The sequence below is a fragment of the Microbispora sp. ZYX-F-249 genome, from assembly GCF_039649665.1.
In the GTDB taxonomy this organism is placed as follows: Bacteria; Actinomycetota; Actinomycetes; order Streptosporangiales; family Streptosporangiaceae; genus Microbispora; species Microbispora maris.
In genome coordinates this window covers 150,996-175,008 of sequence record NZ_JBDJAW010000011.1, presented here as the reverse complement: position 1 = coordinate 175,008, position 24,013 = coordinate 150,996, and the positions used below count along the sequence as shown (strand labels likewise).

Genomic DNA, 24,013 nt, shown 5'->3' with positions numbered 1-24,013 from the left:
TCCCATGCGCTTTGTGAAGGGCCACGGCACCGAGAACGACTTCGTCATCCTGCCGGACGCCGACGCCCGGCTGGACCTGTCGGCGCGGGACGTCGCGGCATTGTGCGACCGCCGGGCCGGCATCGGCGCGGACGGGATCCTGCGTGTCGTGCGGGCCAAGCTCTGCCCGGAGGCCGTGGAGCAGGCCGGCGAGGCCGAGTGGTTCATGGACTACCGCAACGCGGACGGCAGCGTCCCCGAGATGTGCGGCAACGGAGTGCGGGTCTTCGCCCGCTACCTCGTGGACGCGGGCCTCGCGGCGCCCGGCGAGTTCGCCGTTGCCACCCGCGGGGGCCTCAAGCGCGTACGGCTCGGCGCCTCGGGCGACGTGACCGTCGACATGGGCAGGCCGCTGGTGCTGGGGGAGAGCCGCGCCGTCGTCGGCGGGCGCGAGTGCCGCGGCGTGAACGTGAACTTGGGCAACCCCCACCTGGCGTGCGCGGTGGCGGAGCCGGTGGCCGGATTCGACCTCGGCCGCGAGCCCGGCTTCGACCGCGGCGTCTATCCGCACGGCGTCAACGTCGAGATCTTCAACGCGGTGGGCGACCACAAGGTGTCGATGCGGGTGCACGAGCGGGGCTCGGGGGAGACGCGCTCGTGCGGCACCGGCGCGGTCGCGACGGCCGTCGCCGCCGCCCACGCCGCAGGCGAGACCACCGGCACGTGGGAGGTCCGGATCCTCGGCGGCACGGTCACCGTCACGCTGGAGGAGGACACGAGCTACCTGTCCGGGCCCGCCGTCCTCGTCGCCTCGGGGGAGTGGCCCGCCGTCCTCTGATCGTTTCAGGGACTTGCAGAATCTTGTTCTGATCCGCCACCCTGAGTCCGGCTGCTGAACCTAGGAGGGCGCATGGACCCGCGTGACGCGGTGGTGGAGACGAAGGCGGCGATCGGGGCACTCGGCGGGGGCTTCATGATCTCGCGGGAGGCCAAGGCGCTGTGCGAGGGCCAGGGCCTCGGCCCGCGGGAGATGTACTTCCGGGGCCGGTGCGGCGTCCTCGGCGAGGTGGACGCGGACGTCGTGCTCGCGGCCGTCGTCTTCTTCCCGCCCGGGCACGTCCGAGAGTCGTGGGAGGGCGGGCGCAAGCTCCCCGCCAAGGAGGCCGCCGCGCTCTACGCCGGGGCCTGTCACGACTGGGGGCGGCGCAGGCTCGCCGGCCTCGGCGACCCCGACCGGCTGGCGGAGCTGCTCGCCGCCGTCGCCGACGGCGCCGACCCGCTCTGCGCGCCGCTGTTCGCCGGATGGCGGGCCATGCCGCGGCCCGGCGACGGGCCCGCCCTGGCGGCCCAGATGCTCCACGTCGTGCGGGAACTGCGCGGCGCCCGGCACGCGACGGCCGTGGTCGCGCATGGTCTCGGCCCGCTGGAGGCCACCCTCGTCGGCGCCGACAACACCGGGACGCCCATCCCGTACGACCGGGCCTCCGACGTCGCCCGCTTCCTCGCCTGGCCCGAGCCGTACCCGGAGCCGCCGGCGGAGGCGGCCGAGCGCAGGGCCGCGGCGGAGGAGCTGACCGACGACCTCGTCGCCCGCGCCTACGCGGCGCTCGCCCCGGCGGAGCTCACCGAGCTGTGCGCCCTGCTCCGGGAGGCCTCCCAGGTGGCCCTCGGACGCTGACGCCGGGGCGACGGCCGCGTGCTGTTTGGGTCATGGTCGGCGACCTGGCAGACTGACTCCTCATGGACGTGGACATCTGGGCTTGGGTGGGTGGCACCCAGCGTGAACTGCACGAGGCGGGCAACACGGGACTGGCCATGGCGCTGGGTGACGTGCCCGCGCAGGCGCTGGAGGGCCGTTTCGCCCAGCTCGACGTCGTGGCGCCGGCGATCGCGCAGCACGCCGAGACGCTGGAGAAGCCGTGGCTGGAGTTCTTCGCACGCTACTGGCACCTGCTCGGGCGGGTCGGCGACCGGGCGATGGGCGCGGTCGCGCTTGACGACGCCGCCTCGCTGCTGGAGTTCGCGCAGCGTGACGACGTGCGCGAGTGCCCCGGCGCCCCCGGCGCCGTTGAGGTCCTGGCGATCGCCCAGGCCAACACCGACGGTCCCGGCTACGCCGAGGCCCGGCTGGCCTCCCTCGGCGCGGCCCTCGACGGCGTGGGCCCGGACTCCCTCGCCTTCTCCGGCCTGGCCACCCAGTACGTCGCGGCCCTGATCGACGCGGGCAAGGCGGCCGAGGGCGTCGCGTACGCCGAGGCGGCGGTCGAGCGCCTGCGCGGGGCCGGCCGCGAGGCGAGCTGGGAGCTGGGCGCCGCCTCCGCGCGCGCCCTGCTCGCCGCCGGGCGCCCGGACGACGCCCTGGCCGCGCTCGACGCCTCGGCCGACTTCAAGCCCGACGACCCGGTCGCGAAGGGCCGCCGTGAGGCCCTGCTCCGCTCGCAGGTGCTGGCGACCCTCGGCCGGATGCAGGAGGCCGTGGACGCGCTCCCCGACCTCGACGTGGTGGGCGACCACGCGCGCGAGTGGGTGGAGTGGGCGCGCACCGTCCGCATGCTCTCCTCGGGCGGCTCGATCGCCAACACCTGGCAGCTCGGCCGCATCCTGCGGCAGTGGATGTCCTACTTCGAGAGCGTGGGCGGCCACCGGGCGCGGTTCGAGCTCGCGCTGACGGCCGGGCACCTGGCGGTCTCCCGGCAGGGTCTGTGGCAGGCCCGCCTGCTGGCCGACTACGCCGAGGCCGCGATCGCCACCCTCCGGGTCACCGAGGGACTGTCCGAGCGGGTGGCCGAGCTGCGCGCCGCCGCCGACGCCGCCAAGGAACTGCCGCCGCCCGGCCCTCGCGACGAGCTGGTGGCCTACTTCGACGCCGCCGACGGCCGCACGGCCGACCCCGAGCGGTGGGTGGGCTGGCTGTGGCCGCTGTCCGGCACCGACCTCGAGGCCACCCGGCGGCACACGACGACGCTCGGGTTCCTCGGCTACGCCCCGGTGGGCGCCGACATCTACTGGAAGACGATCGTCGAGGACGGCGACCCGGCCGCCGCGGGCGACGAGGACGTCTCCTATCTGACCGGCCTGCTCATCGAGGCCGGGCAGGACGAGCGGGTGGAGACCCTCGCGGCCCGGCTGCCGGAGACCGGTTCGCACCTCGCGCTCGCCCGGCTGCACCGTGCGCGTGAGCGGTGGGAGCAGACGGCGGCCGAGGCCGAGCAGGCCGTCGCCCACGGCGGCGGGCTGGAGGCGCGACGCCTGTGGTCGGGTGCGGTCCAGCAGCTCGGCGACAACACCAAGGCGGCCGAGATCCTCAAGCCGCTGCTCGAGTCCGGCGAGGGCGAGGAGGAGGACGTCTGGCGGATCATCGTCCTGTCCACCGCCGTGGAGGACTGGGCGACCGTACGGGCCGCGGGCGCGAAGCTCGGCATGCCGATCGAGCCGGGCGAGGGCCCGATCGAGGAGGAGTGGCACCTGGTCCGGGTGATCCTCCCCGCTCCCGACGGCACCCAGCGGGAGGTGCTCGCCGTACGGACCGGCCCGGCCACCGCCCGCCTGGCGATCCCGCAGCCGCGCGGCATGGAGTACAACGCGGGCGACGTGGTCGTGATCGACCCCCGGCCGCTGGAGCCGATCCCGGAGGACGAGCAGGAGCGGGAGAGCTTCGTGATCCCGTTCGCCGGGGTGACGATGCTGCGCCCGGGCGGCTACACGAGCTGGTTCTTCGACGGCGCGGCGCCGTCGGAGGACGAGTGGGCCGAGTTCAACGAGGTCCTCGCCGAGCGTGGCTGGCCGATGTGGGTCTACAGCGACGAGAGCTACCGCGTCACCCACCCGGCGACCGGTGAGCAGCTTCCCGGTGTGTTCGGCTGGATCGCGATCCCGCCCACCGTGCGGCCGGCCGAGCTGGACGCCGTCCTCGACGACGTCACCGAGCAGTGGTCCCACCCGCTGGCGTGGCTCGACCTCGCCCGCGAGGTCGGCATCGAGGCCGAGCGGCACGAGCGTATCTCCAAGGAGTACGGCCTCTAACAGTGGTGATCTTGTAGTTTGTCGCACGTATGCCCTCTGAGCTGCGCACCTCGTCGTGGTGATCGTGCACTTCGGCTGGGTGTAACCGTCCTGAGCTGCGCTTATAGCGTTCATGATCTTGCAATTGCAAGATCATGAACGGTGAAAGCCCTGGTGGTCGGTCGCTCCGCCGATTAAGTGCAAGATCACGGAGCATGAACGGGCTGCTGGGCGAGGGTTCGTGCGACAAACTGCAAGATCACGGGAGTTGAGGGGGCGGGTGTGATCCTGGACCGGTTCCGTCTTGACGGGAAAGTGGCCATCGTGACGGGGGCGTCGTCCGGGCTCGGCGTCGCCTTCGCCCGGGGACTCGCCGAGGCGGGCGCCGACGTGGTGATCGGGGCCCGCCGCCCCGAGGGCCTGGAGCGGACCCGGCGGCTGGTCGAGGAGACCGGCCGCCGCTGCCCGGCGGTCCCGACCGACGTGTCGGTCCCCGAAGAGTGCCAGGCCCTCGTCGACGCGGCGATGAGCGAGTTCGGCCGCGTCGACGTGCTGGTCAACAACGCGGGCGTCGGCACGGCCGTGCCCGCCCTGCGGGAGACGCCCGGCGAGTTCCGCCGGGTGCTCGACGTCAACCTGAACGGCACCTACTGGATGGCCCAGGCCTGCGCCCGCGTCATGCGGCCGGGGTCGTCGATCGTCAACATCGGCAGTGTGCTCGGCGAGACCACGGCCGGGCTGCCGCAGGCGGCCTACAGCGCGTCGAAGGCCGCCGTCGCCGGCCTCACCCGCGACCTCGCCCAGCAGTGGACCTCGCGCCTGGGCATCCGGGTCAACTGCCTGGAGCCGGGCTTCTTCGAGTCCGAGATGACGGCGCAGTATCCCGACGGCTATCTCGACCGCATGCGGGAACAGCGGGTCCTGATGAAGCGCTCGGGCGACCCGGAGGAGCTCGTCGCCGCCGTCGTATTCCTCGCTTCCGACGCCGGTTCGTACGTCACCGGAGCGGTCATTCCGGTCGACGGGGGAATTCTCGCCACCTGATCGCCGGCCCGCCGAGCGGGTCGTCCCTCACCCATCGCCGCCGGGCCCTCACGGCCTGGTACGCCCGTGTGGGAGAAAGATCACCGGACGATCACGATATGGATGTTAGGTGGCATTTTTCACCATAAGAAGGGCAGCAGGGCCCTAGCCTCAGACCTGTTGTAAAAAACAGGATCCGTGTTGCGCCAAGCGCAACGCCTGTGCGTGTGCCCTGAGGAGTCGTTGGCCCCCCGCTCTTCATTCACGGCGTGCGAGCGGCATCCCTCGCGCCGTGCTTTGGCGTTCCCGGGCGTCCACGCCGCCTCGCGGGCGAGCGCCAAGTGAGGGGAATCAGAGTGGGCACAGCCGCGATCGAGGTTCGCGGGCTCTGGAAGATCTTCGGTCCCAAGGCCGACCGGATCATCGGCAGCCCCGACGCCGAGCTCGAACCCGCTGAGCTGCGGGCGAAGACGGGGTGCACCGCCGCCGTCAGGGACGTCAGCTTCGAGGTCAGGCCGGGCGAGGTCTTCGTCGTCATGGGCCTGTCCGGCAGCGGTAAATCGACGCTGGTGCGCTGCCTCACCCGGCTCATCGAGCCGACGGCGGGCGAACTGCGCATCGACGGTCAGGACGTGCGCGCGATGTCGGCCAAGCAGCTGCGGGAGCTGCGCCGCCACCGGGTGAGCATGGTCTTCCAGCACTTCGGGCTGTTGCCGCACCGCAAGGTCGTGGACAACGTCGGCTACGGCCTGGAGATCCAGGGCGTCGGGAAGTCCGAGCGCCACGAGAAGGCCAGGCGCATCCTGTCGCTGGTCGGGCTGGAGGGCCATGAGGACTCCTATCCCGAGCAGCTGTCCGGCGGTATGCAGCAGCGGGTCGGTCTGGCCCGCGCGCTCGCCGTCGACCCCGAGGTGCTGCTGTTCGACGAGCCGTTCAGCGCGCTCGACCCGCTGATCCGCCGCGACATGCAGGCCGAGGTCATCCGGCTGCACCGCGAGGTCGGCAAGACCATGGTCTTCATCACCCACGACCTGTCCGAGGCGCTCAAGCTCGGGGAGCGCATCGCGATCATGCGGGCCGGGGCGATCGTGCAGGTGGGAACCCCCGAGGAATTGGTCGGGGCGCCCGCCGACGACTACGTGGCCGACTTCGTGCGGGACGTCCCCAGAGCGCAGGTGCTGTCGCTGCGCTGGATCTGCCGCGCCCCCGAGCCGGGCGAGCCGCTCGACGGTCCCGAACTCCCCGCCGACACCGTCATCCACGACGCGGTCCCGGCCGCGATGGCCTCCGACCTTCCCATCCGGGTCGTCGCCGACGGCGAACTGGTCGGCGTGGTGAGCCGGGTCGACATCCTCGGCGCGGTACGGCCCGAGAGCGGGCCCGTCGTGGTCGCCGCCCCCGCCAAGGCCGCTGACGAGGAGCCCGAGCCCACCCCCGAGGAGCCGCCGGCGGAAGCCGGGGAGACGGAGGAGGCGCAGGAGACGGGGGAAGCGCAGGAGGCGGGGGAGGCCGAGGAGGCGGACGCCGCCACGGAGGAGACCGCCTCCGACGAGCGCGCCGGTACGGACACGCCCGCAAGCGACGAGCCCGCCGCCACGGAGGAGACCGCCTCCGACGAGCGCGCCGGCGCGGACACGCCCGCAAGCGACGAGCCCGTCACATCCGGTCCCGCCGAGCGGGAGGAGCCGCCGTCCGGGAGCGACGGGGACCGGGCTCCGGAGGAGAGCGGCACGGAGGTCTCCGGCGACGGGGAGCCGTCCGGCGCGACCCGGGAGAAGGAGCCCTCGGACGAGGAGCCCGTCTCCACCGCCACGCCGGCGGAGGAAGCGCCTGCGCCGGAGCCTTCGCGGAAGTCCGCACCGGAGAACGAGTCCGGGACTTCCGCCGCCGGGCAGGAGCAGCCGGCGGCGGAGGGTGAGGGCGACGCGCCCGCCCCCGCGAAGAAGCGTGCCCGCAGGCGTAGGGCGAAGACGCCGCAGCAGCCCGCGGCGCGGGACGAGGGCGACACGTCCGCGACCGCCGAGGCGAGGACGCGCGGGGGCGCGGCGGTCGCCCCCTCCGGCGCGTCCGGGGAGGCGTAGATGGTGAGCGCACCTGTGCAGGTGGCGCCGCCCGTACAGGCCCCGGCGCGGGTCCGGCGCCTGCCGCGATGGGTCGCGCCTGTCGCCGGAGTGGTCGCGGTGGTGGCCCTCTACGTGGCCTTCCGCGGCAAGGCCGTGCTGCCCCACGACGACGACGCCGCCGTGTTCCACTGGCTCAACGACGCCCGTGACTGGGTCGACGCCAACCGCAACAGCAGCCCGATCTTCCTCTACGTCGTCAACTACCTGCGCCTGGGCGTGTCCGAGATCTACACGCTGATCCAGGGCGCCCTGGTCGCGCTCGGCTGGCCGGGGCTCATCGGCCTGGCCGCCGGTCTCGGCTGGCTCGCGGGCGGCTGGCGGATCGCGCTCGTGTCGCTCGCGGGCTTCGCCGGCGTCGGGGTGCTCGGCTTCTGGGAGGCGAGCGTCGACACGCTCGCGCTGACGCTGTCCGCGGTGGTGCTGTCGCTGCTGTTCGGCATCCCCCTGGGGATCTGGACCGGCCGTTCGCCCCGCGTACGGCGGATCGTGACGCCGGTGCTCGACGTCATGCAGATCATGCCGACGTTCTCGTACCTGTCGCCGATCGTGCTGCTGTTCCTCATCGGGCCGGCGTCCGCGACGTTCGCCACCATGATCTACGCGATGCCGCCGGCGATCCGGATCACGTCGCTGGCCATCCAGCGGGTCGCCGGCGTCGCGGTGGAGGCGTCGGAGTCGCTGGGCGCGACCGGATGGCAGACGCTGCGCAAGGTCCGCCTGCCGCTGGCGCTCAACACGATCATGCTGGGCGTCAACCAGACGATCGCCGCCGCGCTGTCGATGGTGCCGCTGGTCGCGCTGATCGCGGCCCCCGGACTCGGCGTGGACCTGCTCCGCGCCCTCGCCCGGGTCAACGTGGGCGCCGCACTCATCCCCGGCGTCGCGATCGTGCTGCTCGCCATCGTGCTCGACCGGATGACGCGGGCGGCCGCCCAGCGGCGCGACGGCGGCGGGCGGGCGCGGGTGGTCCGCTGGGGCGGCTTCGCCGTCCTGACGGCGGCCGGGCTGGTCCTGACCCCCGTGCTGGCGCAGGAGTTCCCCGAGCAGTGGCACGTGCAGCTCGTCCGGCCGATCAACGACGTGGTCGAGTGGATCGAGACGCACTGGTACACCTTCACCGGCTTCGTCAACGACGTCGTCGCGTACGGCCTGCTGAATCCCTTGCAGGACGTGCTGACCAGCGCGCCCTGGTGGCTGATCACCGCGGCGGTGCTGGTGTTCGCCTGGCGGGTGAGCGGACCGGTGGCCGGTGTGATCGCCGCGGGTTGCCTCGTGGGCGTCGCCGCGCTGCAACTGTGGCAGCACGGCATGGAGACGCTGACCATCGTGCTGGTCGCCTCCGTCATCACGATCGCGGCGGGGCTCGCGCTCGGCGTGCTGGCCGCGCGGTCGCGGTGGTTCGCCGCCGGGCTGCGGCCGATCCTGGACGCGGCGCAGACGATGCCGTCGTTCTCCTACCTGCTGCCCGCCGTGGCCCTGTTCGGCAACGGCCGTTTCACCGCGATCATGGCCTCGTTCATCTACGCGGTGCCGGTGGTCGCGCGCCTGGTCGAGGACGGCCTGCGGGCGGTCCCCCCGACCGTCATGGAGGCGGCCAAGTCCGCCGGCTCCACCGATCGGCAGCTGCTGTGGAAGGTCCAGCTGCCGATGGCCCGCGGCTCGCTGCTGCTCGCGGCGAACCAGGGCATCGTCATGACGCTGGCGATGGTGGTGATCGGCGCGCTGGTCGGCGCTGGAGCTCTCGGATACGACGTCGTGGCCGGAATCGCGCAGCAGGAGGACTACGGCAAGGGCCTCGCGGCCGGCGTCGCCCTCGTCCTCCTGGGAGTCATGCTCGACCGGATCACGCAAGGCGCCAACGGGCGCCGCTCTCCCCACAAGAAGAGGAACGCATGAAGAAGTTACGCCTAATCGCAGGGGTTCTCGTTCTCGGCCTCAGTATGGCCGCCTGCGGAGGCGCCAAGGTCGAGGACGACTCCGCGGCGGCGCCGAGCGCGAGCGCCGCGGGCTCCGCGGGCGCGTCCGCGGCGGGCACGGTCAAGATCGCCATCAACGGCTGGGTCGGCTACGAGGCCAGCGCCGCCGTCGTGTCCTACCTGCTGGAGAAGGAGCTCGGCTACAAGGTCGAGAAGGTGACCCTCGCCGAGGAGCCGTCCTGGCAGGGCATGGAGTCCGGTGACGTCGACGTCATCATCGAGAACTGGGGCCACCCGGACCTCAAGAAGAAGTACATCGAGGAGAAGCAGGTCGCCGTCGAGGCGGGCAGCACGGGCAACAAGGGCGTCATCGGCTGGTACGTGCCCGAGTGGATGGTGCAGAAGTACCCCGACATCACCGACTACAAGAACCTCAACAAGTACGCCGACCTGTTCAAGACGTCCGAGTCGGACGGCAAGGGCCAGATGCTCGACGGTGACCCGTCCTTCGTCACCAACGACGAGGCCCTGGTCAAGAACCTGAAGCTCGACTACAAGGTCGTGTACGCCGGCAGCGAGGCCGCGCTGATCAAGGCCGCCAAGCAGGCGACCGAGCAGAAGAAGCCGCTGCTCATGTACTTCTACGAGCCGCAGTGGCTGTTCAACCAGGTCAAGCTGGTCAAGGTCAACCTTCCCGCGTACACCGAGGGCTGCGACAGCGACCCCAAGAAGGTCGCCTGTGACTACCCGCCGTACGACCTCGACAAGATCGTGAGCAAGAAGTTCGCCGACACCGGCGGCAAGGCCTACGAGCTGATCAAGGCCTTCCAGTGGACGAACGACGACCAGAACGCGGTCGCCGACGACATCACCAACAACGGCATGTCCGCCGAGGACGCGGCCAAGAAGTGGGTGGAGGCCAACACCGCCAAGTGGCAGGCCTGGATGCCCAAGTGATCTAGGTCGTGTCCGCCTGCCGCGGTCGCCGCGGCAGGAGATCACGGGACAGTCCCGGGATCACGACCCCCGCGCCCGGCCGGGCGCGAGCACTCGTCGGCCGCGATCCCCGCGATCGCGGCCGATCGCGCTTGTTGTGGAATACTCTCCCGGTGTCGCCGCGGCCCCGCCGCTCGCGTTCGCCGCCCGTACGACATCAGATGAGGTCAGATATGAGGATCCGTCTCCTTGCCGGCGTGCTGACGCTCGCGCTGGCCATGACCGCCTGCAGTGGCGGGAGTTCGGATGACGCCGCCGGAGCAGGCGCCGCCGGCGGCACGAAGACCGTGCGACTGGCGATCAACCCCTGGATCGGTTACGAGGCCAGCGCCGCCGTCGTCGCCTATCTCCTGGAGAAGGAGCTCGGCTACAAGGTCGAGGAGATCGAGAGCGGCGAGGCGGACTCCTGGAAGGGCTTCGAGAAGGGCACGGTCGACGTCGTCCTGGAGAACTGGAGCCACCCGGAGCTGAAGAAGGAGTTCATCGAGGACAAGAAGGTCGCGATCACCGCGGGGGAGAACGGCAACAAGGGCGTCATCGGGTGGTACGTCCCCGAGTGGATGGTCAAGAAGTATCCGGACATCACGGACTGGCACAACCTGGTTAAGTACAAGGACCTGTTCAAGACCGACAAGAGCGACGGCCTGGGCCAGTTCCTCGCGGGTGACAAGTCCTTCGTCACCAACGACGAGGCGCTCATCAAGAACTTGAACCTGCCCTACAAGGTGGTCTACTCCGGCAGTGAGGACGCGCTGATCGCGGCGGCCCGCAAGGCCACCGAGAACGAGACGCCGCTGCTGATGTACTTCTACGAGCCCCAGTGGCTGTTCAACCAGCTCAAGCTCGTCAAGATCAACCTCCCGCCGTACGCCATCGGGTGCGACAACAACGTCAAGACGGTCAAGTGCGACTACCCGCCGTACCTGCTCGACAAGATCGTCAGTGTGAAGTTCGCCAAGAGCGGCGGCCAGGCGTATGAGCTGATCAAGAACTTCGTCTGGACCAACGACGACCAGAACGCCGTGGCCTACGACATGGCGGTGAACAAGATGAGCGCGGAGAACGCCGCCCGCAAGTGGGTCGAGGCCAACAAGATCGTCTGGCAGGACTGGATCCCGGCCTGACCCGGGGAGGCCGATCCACCGGGCCTGATCCCACCGATCCTGAGCGAGGGGCGTGGCGCGCACGGCGCGCCGCGCCCCTCGTCGTGTCCCCGCCCGGCCGAACTCTCGCGCCCATCGCCCGGGAAGCCGCCGCCGAGCCGCACCTGTCCCTCGTTCCGGGCCGGCGTTCCGGACGTACGGGCTTCGGAACGCTGCGATCGGACCGAGCGGAAGCACATGGGCGAACACGCCGACAGGCCGGTCGGGCGGCAGGGCCGCCGGCAGCGCTGCGAGCCGGGTGCGGGCGGCGTCGAACCGCTCGGCCGAGGCGGCAGGTCCGCCGGGAGCCGGTGCGCTCGGCGAAGCATCACCTGAGCGGCCTCTGTCACGGTCACGAAATCCGCACTATGTGCGTGCCTCCTTTGCCACCTTTTTGCACTTTGCTATATCTGAGAGGGATATTTCATTACCTAGGGGTGACAGTGGGCGGGCGTGGTATCCGGGTGATCGCCGGGATCTCCGTGGCGGTGGCCGTACTGGCCGGTTGTGGGCCGATGCCGGAACTCGACGACGCCCTCACGGGCCAGAGCGGCGGCGGGAAGAGCGACTCGAAGACGGAGCTGGGCGTCAATCCGCTCGACAACCCCGACGGCACCGGGCCCGGGTTGAAGGCCATCACGTCGGACAAGGACCGGGCGGAGGCCCGCAAGCTGATCGACAAGGTGGCGACGAAGGGCCGGGGGGCGAAGACCGGCTACGACCGCGACAAGTTCGGCTACGCCTGGGCCGACAGCGTGGACGACATCCCGTGGGGCCGCAACGGCTGCGACACCCGCAACGACCTGCTGAAGCGGGACGGCCGGGACGTCAAGTATCGCAGCGGGTCCAACTGCGTCATCACCTCCATGACCCTCTACGACCCCTACACCGGCAAGACGATCGACTGGACCAAGTCGAAAGCGGCGGAGGTCCAGATCGACCACGTCATGCCTCTGTCGTACGACTGGCAGATGGGCGCGTCGCGGTGGAGCGAGAGCAAGCGCAAGCAGATCGCCAACGACCCGCTCAACCTGATCCCCGTCGACGGTTCCACGAACGGCTCCAAGGGCGACTCGGGGCCGGCCACCTGGCTGCCGCCCCGCAGGGAGATCCGCTGCTCCTACGCCGTGCGCTTCGCCCAGGTCGCACTCAAGTACGACCTGCCGGTGACCTCCGCCGACAAGGCGGCCATGCTGGAGCAGTGCAAGTAGAAGGCCCGGCTCACCGGTAGACGACCTTCTCGACCGACCGGCCGGGGAACACGACGACCAGGTGCTCCTCGGCCCCTTCCGGCCCGCGGGCGTAGGCCCGCAGCCGGTAGCGCCCGGGTCCCTTCACCGCCAGGTTCGGCAGCCTGGCCCCGGCGCCCTCGCCGCCGCCGTCGTACGAGGGCACCTCGAGGCGGCCGCTGCGGCTGACGACGCCGACCTCGGCCACCTGATCCCAGCCCTTCAACCGCAGCGGGGGAGCGGAGCCGAACGCCTTGACGGTCAGGCACATCGGCTCGTTCTCGCCGTACGTCATCACGGCTACCGAACTGCCCGCGGCGGCGACGAACCCGTCGTCCACCGCCGCGTCGAAGGCGCCCGCGCCCTCCTCGGTGGTGTCGTCCGGGTCGTACACGCCGTATCCCCCGCCCTCGAACAGGAAGTACGCGGCCGTGCCCTGCCGCCGGGCCCGCAGCCGAGGCCAGGGATCCCGGCAGCGGGCGTTCTCCTCTGCGACGTAGCGGTCGGCGTCCGCGCGCACGTCGGATTCGGGGCGCAGCAAGTCGGGCTCGCCGGAGGCCGCCGCCTCCGGGCAGAGGAACACCAGCGCGTTCCTGCCGGCGCCCCGCGAAGCGCGCTCGCTGCCGGCCTCCTCCAGGACAGCGTGCCGCGTCCACCCGTAGCACTCCTCGCCCCGGCCGGTGAAGGTGAACCTCGGGGCGGTCTCGGGCCGCACCAGCACGAGGAGCGGCAGGATCACGGCCGCCGCCGGGATCGGCCTGGGCAGGCGAAGCGGGCGCGCGGGGCGTGGCGCCGCCCATGGCGCGGCGAGTTCGTGAGCGGAGCGGGCGAGCCACACCGCGAGCATCACGTCGCCGCACTCGTTCACCAGCAGGGGCAGGGGCCAGGCGGAGGACGGGACCGCCCATTCGAGGACCGCGCCCGCCAACGGGACGGCCGGCGAGAACGCCAGGCTCAGCCAGCCGGCCGCGAGCGTCGCCCTGCTCCACCTGCCGTCGCGGTGCTGGCCGATGAGGACCAGCGTCTGCCAGGCCGGCGCGGCCAGGCTGAGCAGCATGATGCCGATCTTGAGTGACAGCGTGCCCGGGAACAGCGCCGGCTCACCCGGGAACGGCGACGGCGCGCGCGGCGACATGGCGGCGATGGCGAGCGGCAGGAGCCAGTGCTCCACCAGGGCCGCCGAGGCCGCCGGCGCGGCGGCGACGGCGCAGAGCCGGACCCACCAACCGGAGAGGACCAGCGCGAACAGCACCTGCGTCGGGCCCCACAGGGCCAGTTCGACGGAGTCCTCCAGAAACCCGGGGAGCAGGCCGGCCGGCAACCGGAGGACCACGGCGTGGGCGACGGTCAGGTAGAGCAGACGCCGCAGCCAGACCACCCTCCGGCCGCCGTGCGGGCCCGCCTGCCGGGGGAAGGTGAGGACCTGCCGCAGCATCCAGGCCTTGAGCGCGAGGATCGCGAGGAGGACCGGCACCGCGACCGCGACGGTGTGCCCGTCGATCAGGACGTCCGCGCGGAACTCGTCGAGCGGACACCACAGGACGGCCAGCCACAACGGCCCGACGTCCCAGGTGACGAGGGCGGCCACGGCGGCGACGCCGGCGACCCCGACGTAGAGCCTCGGCACCCACAGCTCCGGTCGAAGCCGCACCACGTCACGTCCTTCCATGCGACAGGAGGACGATCTTAGGGGAGCGCACCGACAGGCCCGACGGGCCGGTGACCCGGCGTGGCCGGCCGTGGGCGCCGGGCCGGTGACTCAGCCGCAGCCGGCGTGGGGGTCGTCCACCTCGGGCGCCGTGTCGTCGACCGTGACCTCCAGCTGGGCGGTCGAGGCGACCAGGCTCCCGACGGGCGCCTTCGCCTGCTTCTCGTCCACCACGATGCCGCGCTCCCCGAGGAGCTCGTACGTGGACGGGTCGAAGATGATCTCCTCGCGCACCCCGCCGGAGACCCGGCCGACGCCGATGCCGGACCGTCCGGCGGCGTCCTCGACGTTCTCGGTCACGGTGACCCCGGGGATCGTGGCGGCCGCCTTGAACAGCGCCGCGCGCTGCGGCGCCGGCACGTAGGTCTCCCGCAACAGGTCGCCGACGGCAGTCCACGCCCCCGTGTCCGGTGGATTGTCGTCGTGCGGCCGGTCGTACAGGTAGGCGCGCATCTTCTCCGGGTCGGCGGGCAGCTTCTTCAGCCTGGTGTAGGCGGTGTCCCGCACGCTGTCACAGGCGGGGAGCCGCATCCACTCGGTGCCCTTCTCCCTGTACGCCTCCGGCGGGATCGGCCAGCCGGGGTAGGCGCGGGGCTCCAGATGGTCGATCTTCAGCGCGCCGTCCCTCGTGCCGCCGGCCGACAGCCAGATCGTCCGCTTGGTCCGGTAGAGGTATCGGGACTCCTTGTCGCCCTCGCCGACCACACTGGCCTCGTACATCGTCTGGGAGCTCACCTTGACGAATTGGTCGTCGCGCGGCGACAGGTCGGTCACCGCGCGGGCCGCCTTGCCCAGGACCTCCTCGGCCGACATGGCCGACACCTCCGGCAGTCGCACGACCCCCGCGCTCACCGTCGCCGGCCGGGTCTGCGGTCCCGTCAGGGTCTGCGGTCCCGTCAGGACGGTGGTGACGGCCGCGGCCCCCACCGCGGTGAGCAGCGCCGTCCCGCCCGCGAGCAGCAGGTACGGACGCGGGCGTGGGCGGGCGGGACGCCCCGTGGGGTCGGCCAGCCGCCGCCGTACGGCCGCCTTGGCGGCCAGGGAGTAGGGCGCGACGTCGGGCCGTTCCCGCGCCACCAGGTCGATCTCGTCGGTCATGAGCCGTTCTCCTCGGGAAGGTCGAGATGGCGGCGCAGCTTCGCGCGCACCCGGTGCAGGCGCGAGCGGACCGTGCCGATGGGAATCCTCAGCGCCTCGGCCGCCTCCTCGTAGGAGAGGTCGGCCCAGGCGACCAGCAGGAGCAGGTCGCGCTCGGCGGCCGACAGCCTGGCCAGCGCGGCGGCGAGGGCGGGCCGCAGGGCGGCGGCGCTCGCGCGCTCCGCACCGCGATCCTCATCATGGAAGCCGCGTTCGTCGGCGTCGCGCGGCGCGCGGGCAAGGGCCCGCAGGCGCCGGACCTCGGAGCGGCGGTGCCCGGAGATGAGGTTGCCGGCGATGCCGTACAGCCAGGGACGGGCGTCCGGCCGGGACGTGTCGTACCGGTGCCGCTTGCGGAACGCCACAAGAAACGTCTCCGCCGTCACGTCGTCGGCGTGCTCGGGGCCGAGACGGCGGCCGGCGTAGGCGTGGATCTCGTCCGCGTGCCGGTCGAAGACGCCGGCGAACCGCTCGGGCGTGGTCAGCGACGCCTCGATCAGCCCGGCGTCGCTCGGCTCGGCACCCTCCGGTCCGGTGCCGGACGGCCCATACTCGTATGGCCCGGCGCCATCGGGGCCGGTGTCGTACGGCGGGAAGCCGACGGCGCCGCGTGCCCCGCCGCGGGTCCCGGATCCCGGGTCCGTGCCGTCGCGGGAGCCGCCGGGCTCATGACCCGGGGCGGCCGCGGGGAAGCGCGTGTCGCCGGAGACCGTCCTCACCACCCGATTTGTCCATTCATAGGGGTTGTCCTTCCGCGGGCGCCGTCGCGCCCTTCACCCCTACTCCGCCGGACGGACCGGGCCGGTTCCGTGGTTCGCCGGAGCGACGTCAGCCGGAGGGCGTGCCGCCGGACCGTCCGGTCCGTCCGTCCGGCTGCCGCGCGACGAGCGTCCCCTCGGCAGGGGATGCCACGGGGGACGACACGGGGGACGCCGCGGGGGACGCCGCGGGGACCGGCTGGTCGAAGATGTCGATGTCGACCTCCTCGCCGCCGACCGTCAGCGTCTCCCAGGCGCCGCTCACCAGCAGGGTACGCAGCGTCTCGCTCCGCAGTTCGCGCAGGTGCCGGATGAGGGTCACGTCGTCGGGCATGCCGGGAACCCGTGGGGACAGGCGGTCGCGGATCTGCCGCAGGCGCTCCATCAGGGCCTCGATGTCCGCTTCTCTGTCCGGGGCGGCGCGGCCCTCCTCGATGCCCTGGACGATCGTGTCCTTGATCGCCCGGGTGACCCCCTGCTCGTCGGTGGTCACCATCGCGTTCCACGCGCGGCTCTTGTGCCGATACTGGAGCATCGACATCGCCGCCTCGTGCCGGACGAAGTCGGCGTCCCGCAACGGCCTGCCGCGCCAGTTGCGGTTGAGCGACCGGGCCAGCGAGATGGCCGACGCCAGCCCGCTGTTGAGGCCCCTTCCCGGCCAGAAGTGGATCGCGTTGGCCGCGTCCCCCAGGAGGAACCCGTACGTCCCCGGGGTGGTTGAGGTGGGGGAGTACAACCGGGCGGTGAACCGCGGCCGCTGCACCATGTCCAGCCGGAAGGCGGTGACGGCGCTCACGTCGCCGTCGGCGACGCCGAAGAGCGCCAGCCCTTCCTTCGCCCGCCTCCACAGTGCCGAACCCCTGATCAGGGCGGGCAGGAACAGCGTGTGGTGGGTCGAACAGTGGAAGTCCCCGTCCTCGGTGCGCTCCATGAGGCATGGACTGGAGGCGACGCACTCCTCGAACACGTGCCGGACGGGATCGATGCCGACGACCTCCGCGGCCTCGTCGTCGGTGAGCCGCATGTTCAGGAAGCCCTCGCCGCGCAGGGAGTTCAGGAGGAACCGGTTCTGCGCCACGGTCAGCAGCACGATCGCCGGGTCCGGCAGGCCGGACTTCACCCGCAGCCCCAGCACCACGTCCTGCAGGTGCCGGCCGTCGAGCGAGAAGATCGAGTCGTCGGCCCGGCCGAACCTGTCGGTGAAGTGCTCGCGGGTCCGCGAGCGCCCTCCCTCGCAGATGGCGAGCACGTGCTCCTTGGCCACGGCGTCCTGGCGCTCCGCAGGGTCGAATCTCTCGGGCACCAGGCGGATGCGGGCGGACCTCTCGTTCGCCATCTCCAGCAGGGTGTCCTCGATGTAGGCGATCCGGATGTTCCGCGGGCGGTAGTCACGGATCGAGTCCGGACCGGCCGGCCACATCTCGCTGTAGGACCCCTCGGTGAACAACCGCGACTGGACGTCCTCCGGGAGGTTCAGATACTGGCGGCTCTGCACCGTCACGACCTGCTGCCGCCGGTTGTTGCCCTGCGCGGCGTTCTTCCACACGACCCGCGACCCGTCCTGGGTCCAGCGGCCGTCGTAGATCGTGATGGCGACCCGGTGCCCCATGAGGTGATCGAGGAGCAGGGCGAAGGCCAGCCCGACGGGCCCGCCGCCGGAGACGGTGACGTGCAGGACCTGATCCGGTTCGACGTCGGGGAACGACCGGCGGAACCGTTGCATCAGGGAGGTGTCCATGACCGTCTCGGCGTCGTCGAACACCTCGAAGCGGAACGTCTCCCCTCCGATGGCGATCGTGTCGCCGGGCCGGAGCACATGCGTGGTGACACGCCTGCCGTTGACCAGCGTCCCGTTGCTGCTGCCCCGGTCGAGTAGCACGTAGCCCTCGGCCTCGCGGCGCACCTCGGCGTGGAAGCGCGAGGCCCTCTCACTCGTGATCACCACACTGTTGTCGCCTCTGCGACCGAAGGTGATCGGCTTGTCGTCGATCGGGAAACGCTGACCGGCAAGGGGACCTTCATGCCCCACGATCGCGGGTGGCATCGGTCCGCCCCCTTTCCCTCGGTACCGCCGATGCGATCATTAATCGTTACACGCTTCCCGTCTGCCGCAAAGCGTCCCAGTCAGGACGGGTAATCACCCCCGTGCGGGCGAGGCCGCCGTCGCGCCCTTCGCCCTTCGCCCCTGCTCCGCCGGACCGCCGGGCCGTTTCCCCCCGATGTGCTCACTCCGTGATGAGGAACCCGTTGTGGTCCCGGGCCACCCCGCCCGCGCGGGCCGCGATCGCGAGAGCGGCCCGCCGGGCGGCGGCGGGGACCTCCGTGCCGTAGCCGCCGTCCGCGGACAGCTCGTACGTCACGTCGTCGGCGTCCCACTCGTTGACGAAGACCTCGATCGGGCTCTCGGCGCTGGTGAGCAACGTCGCGCCGGCGTCGGTCACCGTCGTGACGGCGAGGCCGGGCACATCGTCAGCGAGCAGGCCGATCACCTCGTCCACCGGGATGAGCCGCCCGCCGGTGACCTCGGCCAGGTCCTCCGGAGGCTCTTGGCACTCCGGGTGCTCCCGGCCGCCGAGCCGCTCGGCCAGCCCCCGCACGAGCAGGCTCGGCCGGGCGAAGTCGCCGCCCGCCTCGCTGTCGATGTTGCGGGCGAAGAACGCGGCACCCCAGCCCGCGGGAAGCCCCGCCCTGGCCGCCAGCTCCGGAGTCAGCTCGATCGGCCCGCGCAGCTCGACGTTCTCGCCGATCTTGAACCCGCGCCAGTAGGGCCCGGCCTGCGGATCGTGCAGCCGCACGGTCTCCAGCACGGTCGTGAGGTCGGGAACGTACGGCAGCAGCAGCGTCGGCCCCTTGCGCAGCCGCCGGGCCAGGAGGAAAGCGGAGATGACACCCATGCGGCCACTGTCCCGCCCGCCACTTGTGATCCGCTTGGACCGTGCTGCCTGCTACGTGCTGCCTATGACGTGCCGCTGGGCTGTGCCGCGTGGAACCGGCGGCGTTACCCGGTCGCCGAGCCGCGCACCTGGAGGGACGCCAGCAGGGCCGTGCTGGCCCGCGTGATCTCCTCGACCGCGCGGTCGAACGCCTCGGCGTTGTGGGCCGCCGGGGCGCGGAAACCGGAGATCTTGCGGACGTACTGCAGGGCCGCCGCCCGGATGTCCTCCTCGGTGACCTCGTCGGTGAACGGCGGGCGCAGGGTCTTGATGCTTCGGCACATGACCCCATGGTGACCCATCCGGGGTGTGGTCAGGAGTGGAAGACGGCGGTGCCGAAGTCCTCCGCCACCTTGCGCAGCATCGCGGCGAGCTCCTCGCGGTCGATCGCGTCGATGCGCTCGGCCGGTCCGGACACCGACATCGCCGCGAAGGCCCGCCCGCCGTCGTGGACGGGCACGGCCATGCAGTGCACGCCGTTCTCCTCCTCGCCCAGGTCGAGCGCGTACCCCCGGGCGCGCACCCGGTCGAGCTCCTCCAGCAGGTCCCCGAGCTCGGTGATCGTCCGGTCCGTACGGCGGGGCAGCCCGGTGCGCCGGAACACCGCCGCCGCGTCGTCCCGCCCGGCCAGCAGGGCCTTGCCGACGGCCGTGCTGTGCGGCAGCACGCGACGGCCGACCTCGGCGAACATCCGCAGCCTGCGCGGCGAGGGCACCTGGGCCACGTAGACCACGTAGTCGCCCTCCAGCACGGCGAGGTTCGCCGTCTCGCCGGACAGCTCGACCAGCCTCGCGAGGTACGGCTCGGCCCACACCGCGAGCATCCGCTCGGCGACGCCGCCGATGCGCACCAGCGCGCCGCCGAGGGCGTAGCGCCGGTCGGACTCCTGCCGGACGTACCCGCGGGCCAGCAGCGTCTGTAACAGCCGGTGGATCGTCCCGTACGGCAGGCCGGTCCTGGCGGCGATCTCCGACAGGCCGGCCTGGCCGCCGTGCTCGGACAGTGCTTCGAGCACGTCCAGCGCACGGTCGACGCTCTGCACGCTCACCGCGTCCTCCTCCTCCTCCGCATCGGGGACCGTCCCAGGATGCCGGGTCCCAGCCCTCGCAGCGAGGCGTCGAGCACCTCGGCCGTGTGCGCGACCCGGAGCTCCCCCTTGCCCGCCCTCCGCACGGCGGCCGCGATCTGCATGGTGCATCCCGGGTTGGCCGACACCAGCACGTCGGCGCCCGCGGCGAGCACCCGCTCGGCCTTGCGGTCGCCCAGCTGCCGGGCCGCCTCGGGCCGGAAGAGGTTGTAGGTGCCCGCGGACCCGCAGCAGATCGCGGACTCCTCGACCTCCCGCAACTCCAGCCCCGGGATCGCGCGCAGCAGTTCGCGCGGCTGGGCGCGCACGCCCTGGGCGTGGGCCAGGTGACAGGCGTCGTGGTAGGCGACCGTGACCGGCAGCGGGCGGCGCTCGGCGACGGGACCCAGCTCGATCAGGAACTCCGCCAGGTCGCGGGTCCGCAGCGCCTCGGCGCGGGCCGCCCAGCCGGGCTCGTCCGCCAGCACCTCGGCGTAGTCCTTCATGCTCGACCCGCAGCCCGCCGCGTTCACCACCACGGCGTCCACGGCGGCCCGCTCGAAGGCGGCGATCGTGCGGCGGGCGAACCTGCGCGCCTCGGCCTCCCGGCCCGAGTGCAGCGACAGCGCCCCGCAGCAGCCCTGCCGGGGCGGGATCACCACGTCGCAGCCCTCGAGCGCGAGCACCCGGGCCGTCGCCGCGTTGACCTGCGGGAAGAACTCGCCCTGCACGCAGCCGGTGAGCAGCCCGACCCGCGCCCTGCGCCGCCGCCTCGCCCGCACCAGTGGCGGCAGCCGTACGGGCCGGGGGACGCCGGGGGCCAGTTCGGCCATCGCGCCGAGCGAGGGGTTCACCCGCTCCAGGAACGGCTGGAGGCGCCTGCTCAGCCGCATCGGCAGCCGCATCGCCCGGAGCCTGCGCCGGTAGGGGAACAACGCGAACACCAGGGCCCGGATCGCGCGCTCGTCCGGGCGGCGCACGTGCTCGCGCTCGACGACCGCCCGGGTCTGCTCGATCAGCCGGTCGTACCGCACGCCGGAGGGGCACGCGGTGACGCAGGCCATGCAGCCGAGGCAGGCGTCGAAGTGGCCCGCCATCGCGTCGGTGACAGGGGTGCCCTCGACGTGCTGGCCCATCAGGTGGATGCGCCCGCGCGGGGAGTCCATCTCCTCGCCCCACAGCACGTACGTCGGGCAGGTGGGCAGGCAGAACCCGCAGTGCACGCAGTCCTTGATCAGCTCGGGGTCCATGTCAGATGCCTCCCACGAAGCGGCCGGGGGACAGCCGGCGACCGGGGTCGAACCGCTCCTTGACCCGGCGCATCAGCGGCAGCGCGCCCACACGCCCCCATGGGTCGAGGCGGCGCGCGGCCTCCCACGGCGCGGCGAGCACGACCACCCGGCCGCCGTACATCCCTTCGGCGTCGTCACGCGCCAGGCCCACGAACCCGGCGATCTCGTTGGGCAGGCCCCGCAGACCGATGTGCAGGGTCCCGGCGGCGAGCGAGCCGCATATCGCCGGCCGCGCCCCCGACGCGTGGGCGGCCTCCCGCAGCGCGGGGAGCATGTGGGGAAGGGAGGAGACCTCGATCCTGAGCTCCAGCAGCGTGTCGTCGTCCGGCGAGGGGAGCCGGTTCCACCAGGGTGGCGGCTCCTCGGTCACCTCCGCCGTCCCGCCCATCGGTTCGCCCAGCAGTTCGCACAGGGCCTTGGCACGCTCGGTCGCGGCGGCGCCCTCGACGAGGACCGCCAGCGTGCAGGGACCGTCCACGTCGGGCCAGTCGATCTCCACCGCGCTCGGCTCCAGCGGCGACTCCGTCACCGCCGGGACCGCCGTCAGCAGGATGTCGGCCGCCGACATGACCCGCTCCGTTCTGGTCACCGGGCGCTCGACGGTCGCCGTCACCCACGCGCGGGCGGCGGGCAGCGGATGGAGGCGGAACGTCGCGTCCGCGATGACCCCGAGCGTGCCGTACGAGCCGGTGAACAGCTTGCCGAGGTCGTATCCGGCGACGTTCTTGACGACCTTCCCGCCCGACCTGGCGATCGTGCCGTCGGCGAGTACGACCGTGACGCCGATGAGCAGGTCGCGGGCCGTGCCGTACCGGAACCGGCGCGGCCCGGCGATGCCGGTGGCGAGCAGCCCGCCGACCGTGGTGCCGGGCACGGGCACGTCGAGCGCGAGCTCCTGGCCGGCCTCGGCGAGGGTGTCCGCCAGCGCCTCCAGGGTGACGCCGGCCTGCGCCCGCACGACCAGGTCGCCCGCCGTGTGCTCCAGCACGCGGTTCATGCGGGACAGGTCCACGAGCACGTCGCAGCGTTCCGGCCGGGCGCCCCAATGCAGCTTGGTGCGGCCGCCGGTCGCGACGGCGGCCAGGTCGTGCGCGGCGCACGCCCGCATGACGGCCGCGATCTCCTCGGCCGACTCGGGCAGCGCCACCCGGCGCGGGCGCACGCCCGCGACCTCGTCCCCGTCACCCGCCGCGCGGATGTCCACGCCCGTCGCGGCCAGCGCAATCCCGGCGGCGTCCATCAGAACTGCTCCGCCAGGCCGGCCTCCACCAGCGGGTGCGCACCCCTGCGCACCCCCGGCGCCTCCCCGCACAGCCGCGGCGTGGGGAAGACCTTGCCGGGGTTGGCCAGGCCCTCCGGGTCGAACGCGCACCGCAGGAGCTGCATGGTGTCGAGGTCGTCCTCGGTGAACATCCGGGGCATGTAACGGGCCTTGTCCACGCCGACGCCGTGCTCCCCGGTGATCGACCCGCCGTGCTCGACGCACAGGTCGAGGATGCGCCCGCTGACGGCCTCGGCGCGCTCGGCCTCGCCGGGCACGGTGTCGTCGAACAGCACGAGGGGATGGAGGTTGCCGTCGCCGGCGTGGAAGACGTTGGCCACCCGGATGCCGTACTCCTCCTGCAGCCGGTCGATCCCCGCGAGCACGCGCGGCAGCGCGGTCCGCGGCACCACGCCGTCCTGCACGATGTACGCCGGGCTGATCCGGCCCACGGCGGCGAACGCCGACTTGCGGCCCTTCCAGATGGCCGCCCGTTCCTCGGCGGAGGCGGCCACCCGGATCTCGAAGGCGCCGCTGTCCCGGCAGAGCCGTTCCACGGCGGCGAACTGGTGCTCGACCTCCGCGCGCGGCCCGTCCAGCTCGACCACGAGTACGGCTCCCGCCCCGGCGGGGTAACGGCAGTGCACGGCGGCCTCGGCCGCCTCGATCGCCAGCGCGTCCATCATCTCGATCGCCGCCGGGACCACGCCCGCCGCGATGACCGACGACACCGCGCGGCCGCCGGCCTCGATGCCCGTGAAGGCGGCGAGCAGGGTCGTGACCGCCTCGGGCGCCCGCGACAGCCGTACGGTGATCCTGGTGGCGATGCCGAGCGTGCCCTCGGAGCCGATGAACGCCCCCAGCAGGTCGTAGCCCGGGTCGTCCGCGGACAGCTCCACGATCTCCCCGTCCGGTGTCACGATCTCGGCGGCCAGGACGTGATTGACGGTGAAGCCGTACTTGAGGCAGTGCGCGCCGCCCGAGTTCTCCGCGACGTTGCCGCCGATGGAACAGACCTGCTGGCTGGAGGGGTCGGGGGCGTAGTAGTACCCCTGATCGCGCACCGCCTCGGTGATCGCCAGGTTCGTCACCCCCGGTTCCACCACGGCCCGGCGGTTCGGGATGTCGATCTCGACGATCCGCCGCATGCGGGAGGTGACGATCAGCACGCCGTCCGTGCGGGGCAGGGCGCCGCCGGACAGGCCGGTGCCCGACCCCCGGGCGACGAAGGGCACGCCGTGCTCGCCGCACAGCCGCACCACCGCGGCGATCTGCTCGGCCGTCCCGGGCAGCACGACCACGCCGGGGGTCGCCCGGTGGTGGGTCAGCCCGTCGCACTCGTAGGTGCGCAGCCGTACGGGATCGGTGATGACGGCGTCCGGCGGGAGCACGGCGGCGAGGCGCTCGGTCAGCCGTTCGAGCTCGGGCATCGGCCTCCCTTCATCCGC

At 72.3% G+C, this 24,013-nt stretch carries 18 protein-coding genes and 1 pseudogene; 9 read left to right on the top strand and 10 right to left on the bottom strand.

From position 1 onward, the window contains the following. Nucleotides 1–4 precede the first annotated feature (4 nt). The 9 genes and pseudogenes from dapF to AAH991_RS15990 all read left to right on the top strand — a co-directional run bounded on the left by dapF (nucleotide 5) and on the right by AAH991_RS15990 (nucleotide 12,392). Entirely contained in the window at nucleotides 5–817 is an 813-nt protein-coding gene (dapF, locus tag AAH991_RS16030; RefSeq protein WP_346226610.1) for a diaminopimelate epimerase, read from the top strand. 72 nt (nucleotides 818–889) lie between these two features. After that, nucleotides 890–1,657, top strand: a complete 768-nt coding sequence (locus AAH991_RS16025; protein ID WP_346226609.1) for an SCO6745 family protein — start codon at nucleotides 890–892, stop codon at nucleotides 1,655–1,657. A 62-nt stretch (nucleotides 1,658–1,719) separates the two neighbouring features. After that, nucleotides 1,720–4,002, top strand: a complete 2,283-nt coding sequence (locus AAH991_RS16020) for a tetratricopeptide repeat protein (RefSeq protein ID WP_346226608.1) — start codon at nucleotides 1,720–1,722, stop codon at nucleotides 4,000–4,002. Nucleotides 4,003–4,305: 303 nt separating this feature from the next. Then, nucleotides 4,306–5,025: an SDR family NAD(P)-dependent oxidoreductase gene (locus AAH991_RS16015; RefSeq protein ID WP_346226607.1), complete on the top strand. Its 720-nt coding sequence runs from the start codon at nucleotides 4,306–4,308 to the stop codon at nucleotides 5,023–5,025. A gap of 320 nt (nucleotides 5,026–5,345) precedes the next feature. Further along, nucleotides 5,346–6,401: pseudogene (locus AAH991_RS16010) on the top strand (quaternary amine ABC transporter ATP-binding protein); the annotation flags it as partial. Nucleotides 6,402–7,085: 684 nt separating this feature from the next. Further along, nucleotides 7,086–9,023, top strand: coding sequence for an ABC transporter permease (locus tag AAH991_RS16005; RefSeq protein ID WP_346226606.1), 1,938 nt, complete (start codon nucleotides 7,086–7,088; stop codon nucleotides 9,021–9,023). Next, nucleotides 9,020–10,000, top strand: a complete 981-nt coding sequence (locus AAH991_RS16000) for an ABC transporter substrate-binding protein (RefSeq protein WP_346226605.1) — start codon at nucleotides 9,020–9,022, stop codon at nucleotides 9,998–10,000. Before AAH991_RS16005 ends, AAH991_RS16000 begins: the two co-directional genes overlap by 4 nt. A gap of 212 nt (nucleotides 10,001–10,212) precedes the next feature. Then, entirely contained in the window at nucleotides 10,213–11,163 is a 951-nt protein-coding gene (locus AAH991_RS15995) for an ABC transporter substrate-binding protein (protein WP_346226604.1), read from the top strand. A 461-nt stretch (nucleotides 11,164–11,624) separates the two neighbouring features. Continuing rightward, nucleotides 11,625–12,392: an HNH endonuclease family protein gene (locus tag AAH991_RS15990; RefSeq protein WP_346226603.1), complete on the top strand. Its 768-nt coding sequence runs from the start codon at nucleotides 11,625–11,627 to the stop codon at nucleotides 12,390–12,392. A 10-nt stretch (nucleotides 12,393–12,402) separates the two neighbouring features. Here AAH991_RS15990 and AAH991_RS15985 read toward each other — a convergent pair whose 3' ends face one another. The 10 genes from AAH991_RS15985 to AAH991_RS15940 form a co-directional block, all read right to left on the bottom strand. Continuing rightward, complete coding sequence (locus AAH991_RS15985) at nucleotides 12,403–14,064, bottom strand: hypothetical protein (protein ID WP_346226602.1); 1,662 nt, start codon at nucleotides 14,062–14,064, stop codon at nucleotides 12,403–12,405. A 105-nt stretch (nucleotides 14,065–14,169) separates the two neighbouring features. Further along, nucleotides 14,170–15,216: a CU044_5270 family protein gene (locus AAH991_RS15980; RefSeq protein WP_346226601.1), complete on the bottom strand. Its 1,047-nt coding sequence runs from the start codon at nucleotides 15,214–15,216 to the stop codon at nucleotides 14,170–14,172. Continuing rightward, nucleotides 15,213–15,977: an RNA polymerase sigma factor gene (locus AAH991_RS15975; protein ID WP_346226600.1), complete on the bottom strand. Its 765-nt coding sequence runs from the start codon at nucleotides 15,975–15,977 to the stop codon at nucleotides 15,213–15,215. Before AAH991_RS15975 ends, AAH991_RS15980 begins: the two co-directional genes overlap by 4 nt. Nucleotides 15,978–16,083: 106 nt before the next feature. Further along, nucleotides 16,084–18,057 (bottom strand): FHA domain-containing protein, encoded by a 1,974-nt coding sequence (locus tag AAH991_RS15970; RefSeq protein WP_346226599.1) that lies wholly within the window; start codon nucleotides 18,055–18,057, stop codon nucleotides 16,084–16,086. A 181-nt stretch (nucleotides 18,058–18,238) separates the two neighbouring features. Further along, nucleotides 18,239–18,907: a hypothetical protein gene (locus AAH991_RS15965; protein ID WP_346226598.1), complete on the bottom strand. Its 669-nt coding sequence runs from the start codon at nucleotides 18,905–18,907 to the stop codon at nucleotides 18,239–18,241. Nucleotides 18,908–19,011: 104 nt separating this feature from the next. Next, nucleotides 19,012–19,230, bottom strand: a complete 219-nt coding sequence (locus AAH991_RS15960; protein WP_346226597.1) for a DUF2277 domain-containing protein — start codon at nucleotides 19,228–19,230, stop codon at nucleotides 19,012–19,014. A 29-nt stretch (nucleotides 19,231–19,259) separates the two neighbouring features. Next, nucleotides 19,260–19,988 carry an IclR family transcriptional regulator gene (locus AAH991_RS15955; RefSeq protein WP_428833994.1) on the bottom strand — a complete coding sequence of 243 codons (729 nt, stop codon included), beginning with the start codon at nucleotides 19,986–19,988 and terminating at the stop codon, nucleotides 19,260–19,262. 2 nt (nucleotides 19,989–19,990) lie between these two features. Further along, complete coding sequence (locus tag AAH991_RS15950) at nucleotides 19,991–21,262, bottom strand: (Fe-S)-binding protein (protein WP_346226594.1); 1,272 nt, start codon at nucleotides 21,260–21,262, stop codon at nucleotides 19,991–19,993. A gap of 1 nt (nucleotide 21,263) precedes the next feature. After that, nucleotides 21,264–22,544 carry an FAD-binding oxidoreductase gene (locus AAH991_RS15945; protein WP_346226593.1) on the bottom strand — a complete coding sequence of 427 codons (1,281 nt, stop codon included), beginning with the start codon at nucleotides 22,542–22,544 and terminating at the stop codon, nucleotides 21,264–21,266. Next, entirely contained in the window at nucleotides 22,544–23,995 is a 1,452-nt protein-coding gene (locus tag AAH991_RS15940) for an FAD-linked oxidase C-terminal domain-containing protein (RefSeq protein WP_346226592.1), read from the bottom strand. The genes AAH991_RS15945 and AAH991_RS15940 overlap by 1 nt, the downstream gene beginning before the upstream one ends. Nucleotides 23,996–24,013: the final 18 nt, after the last annotated feature.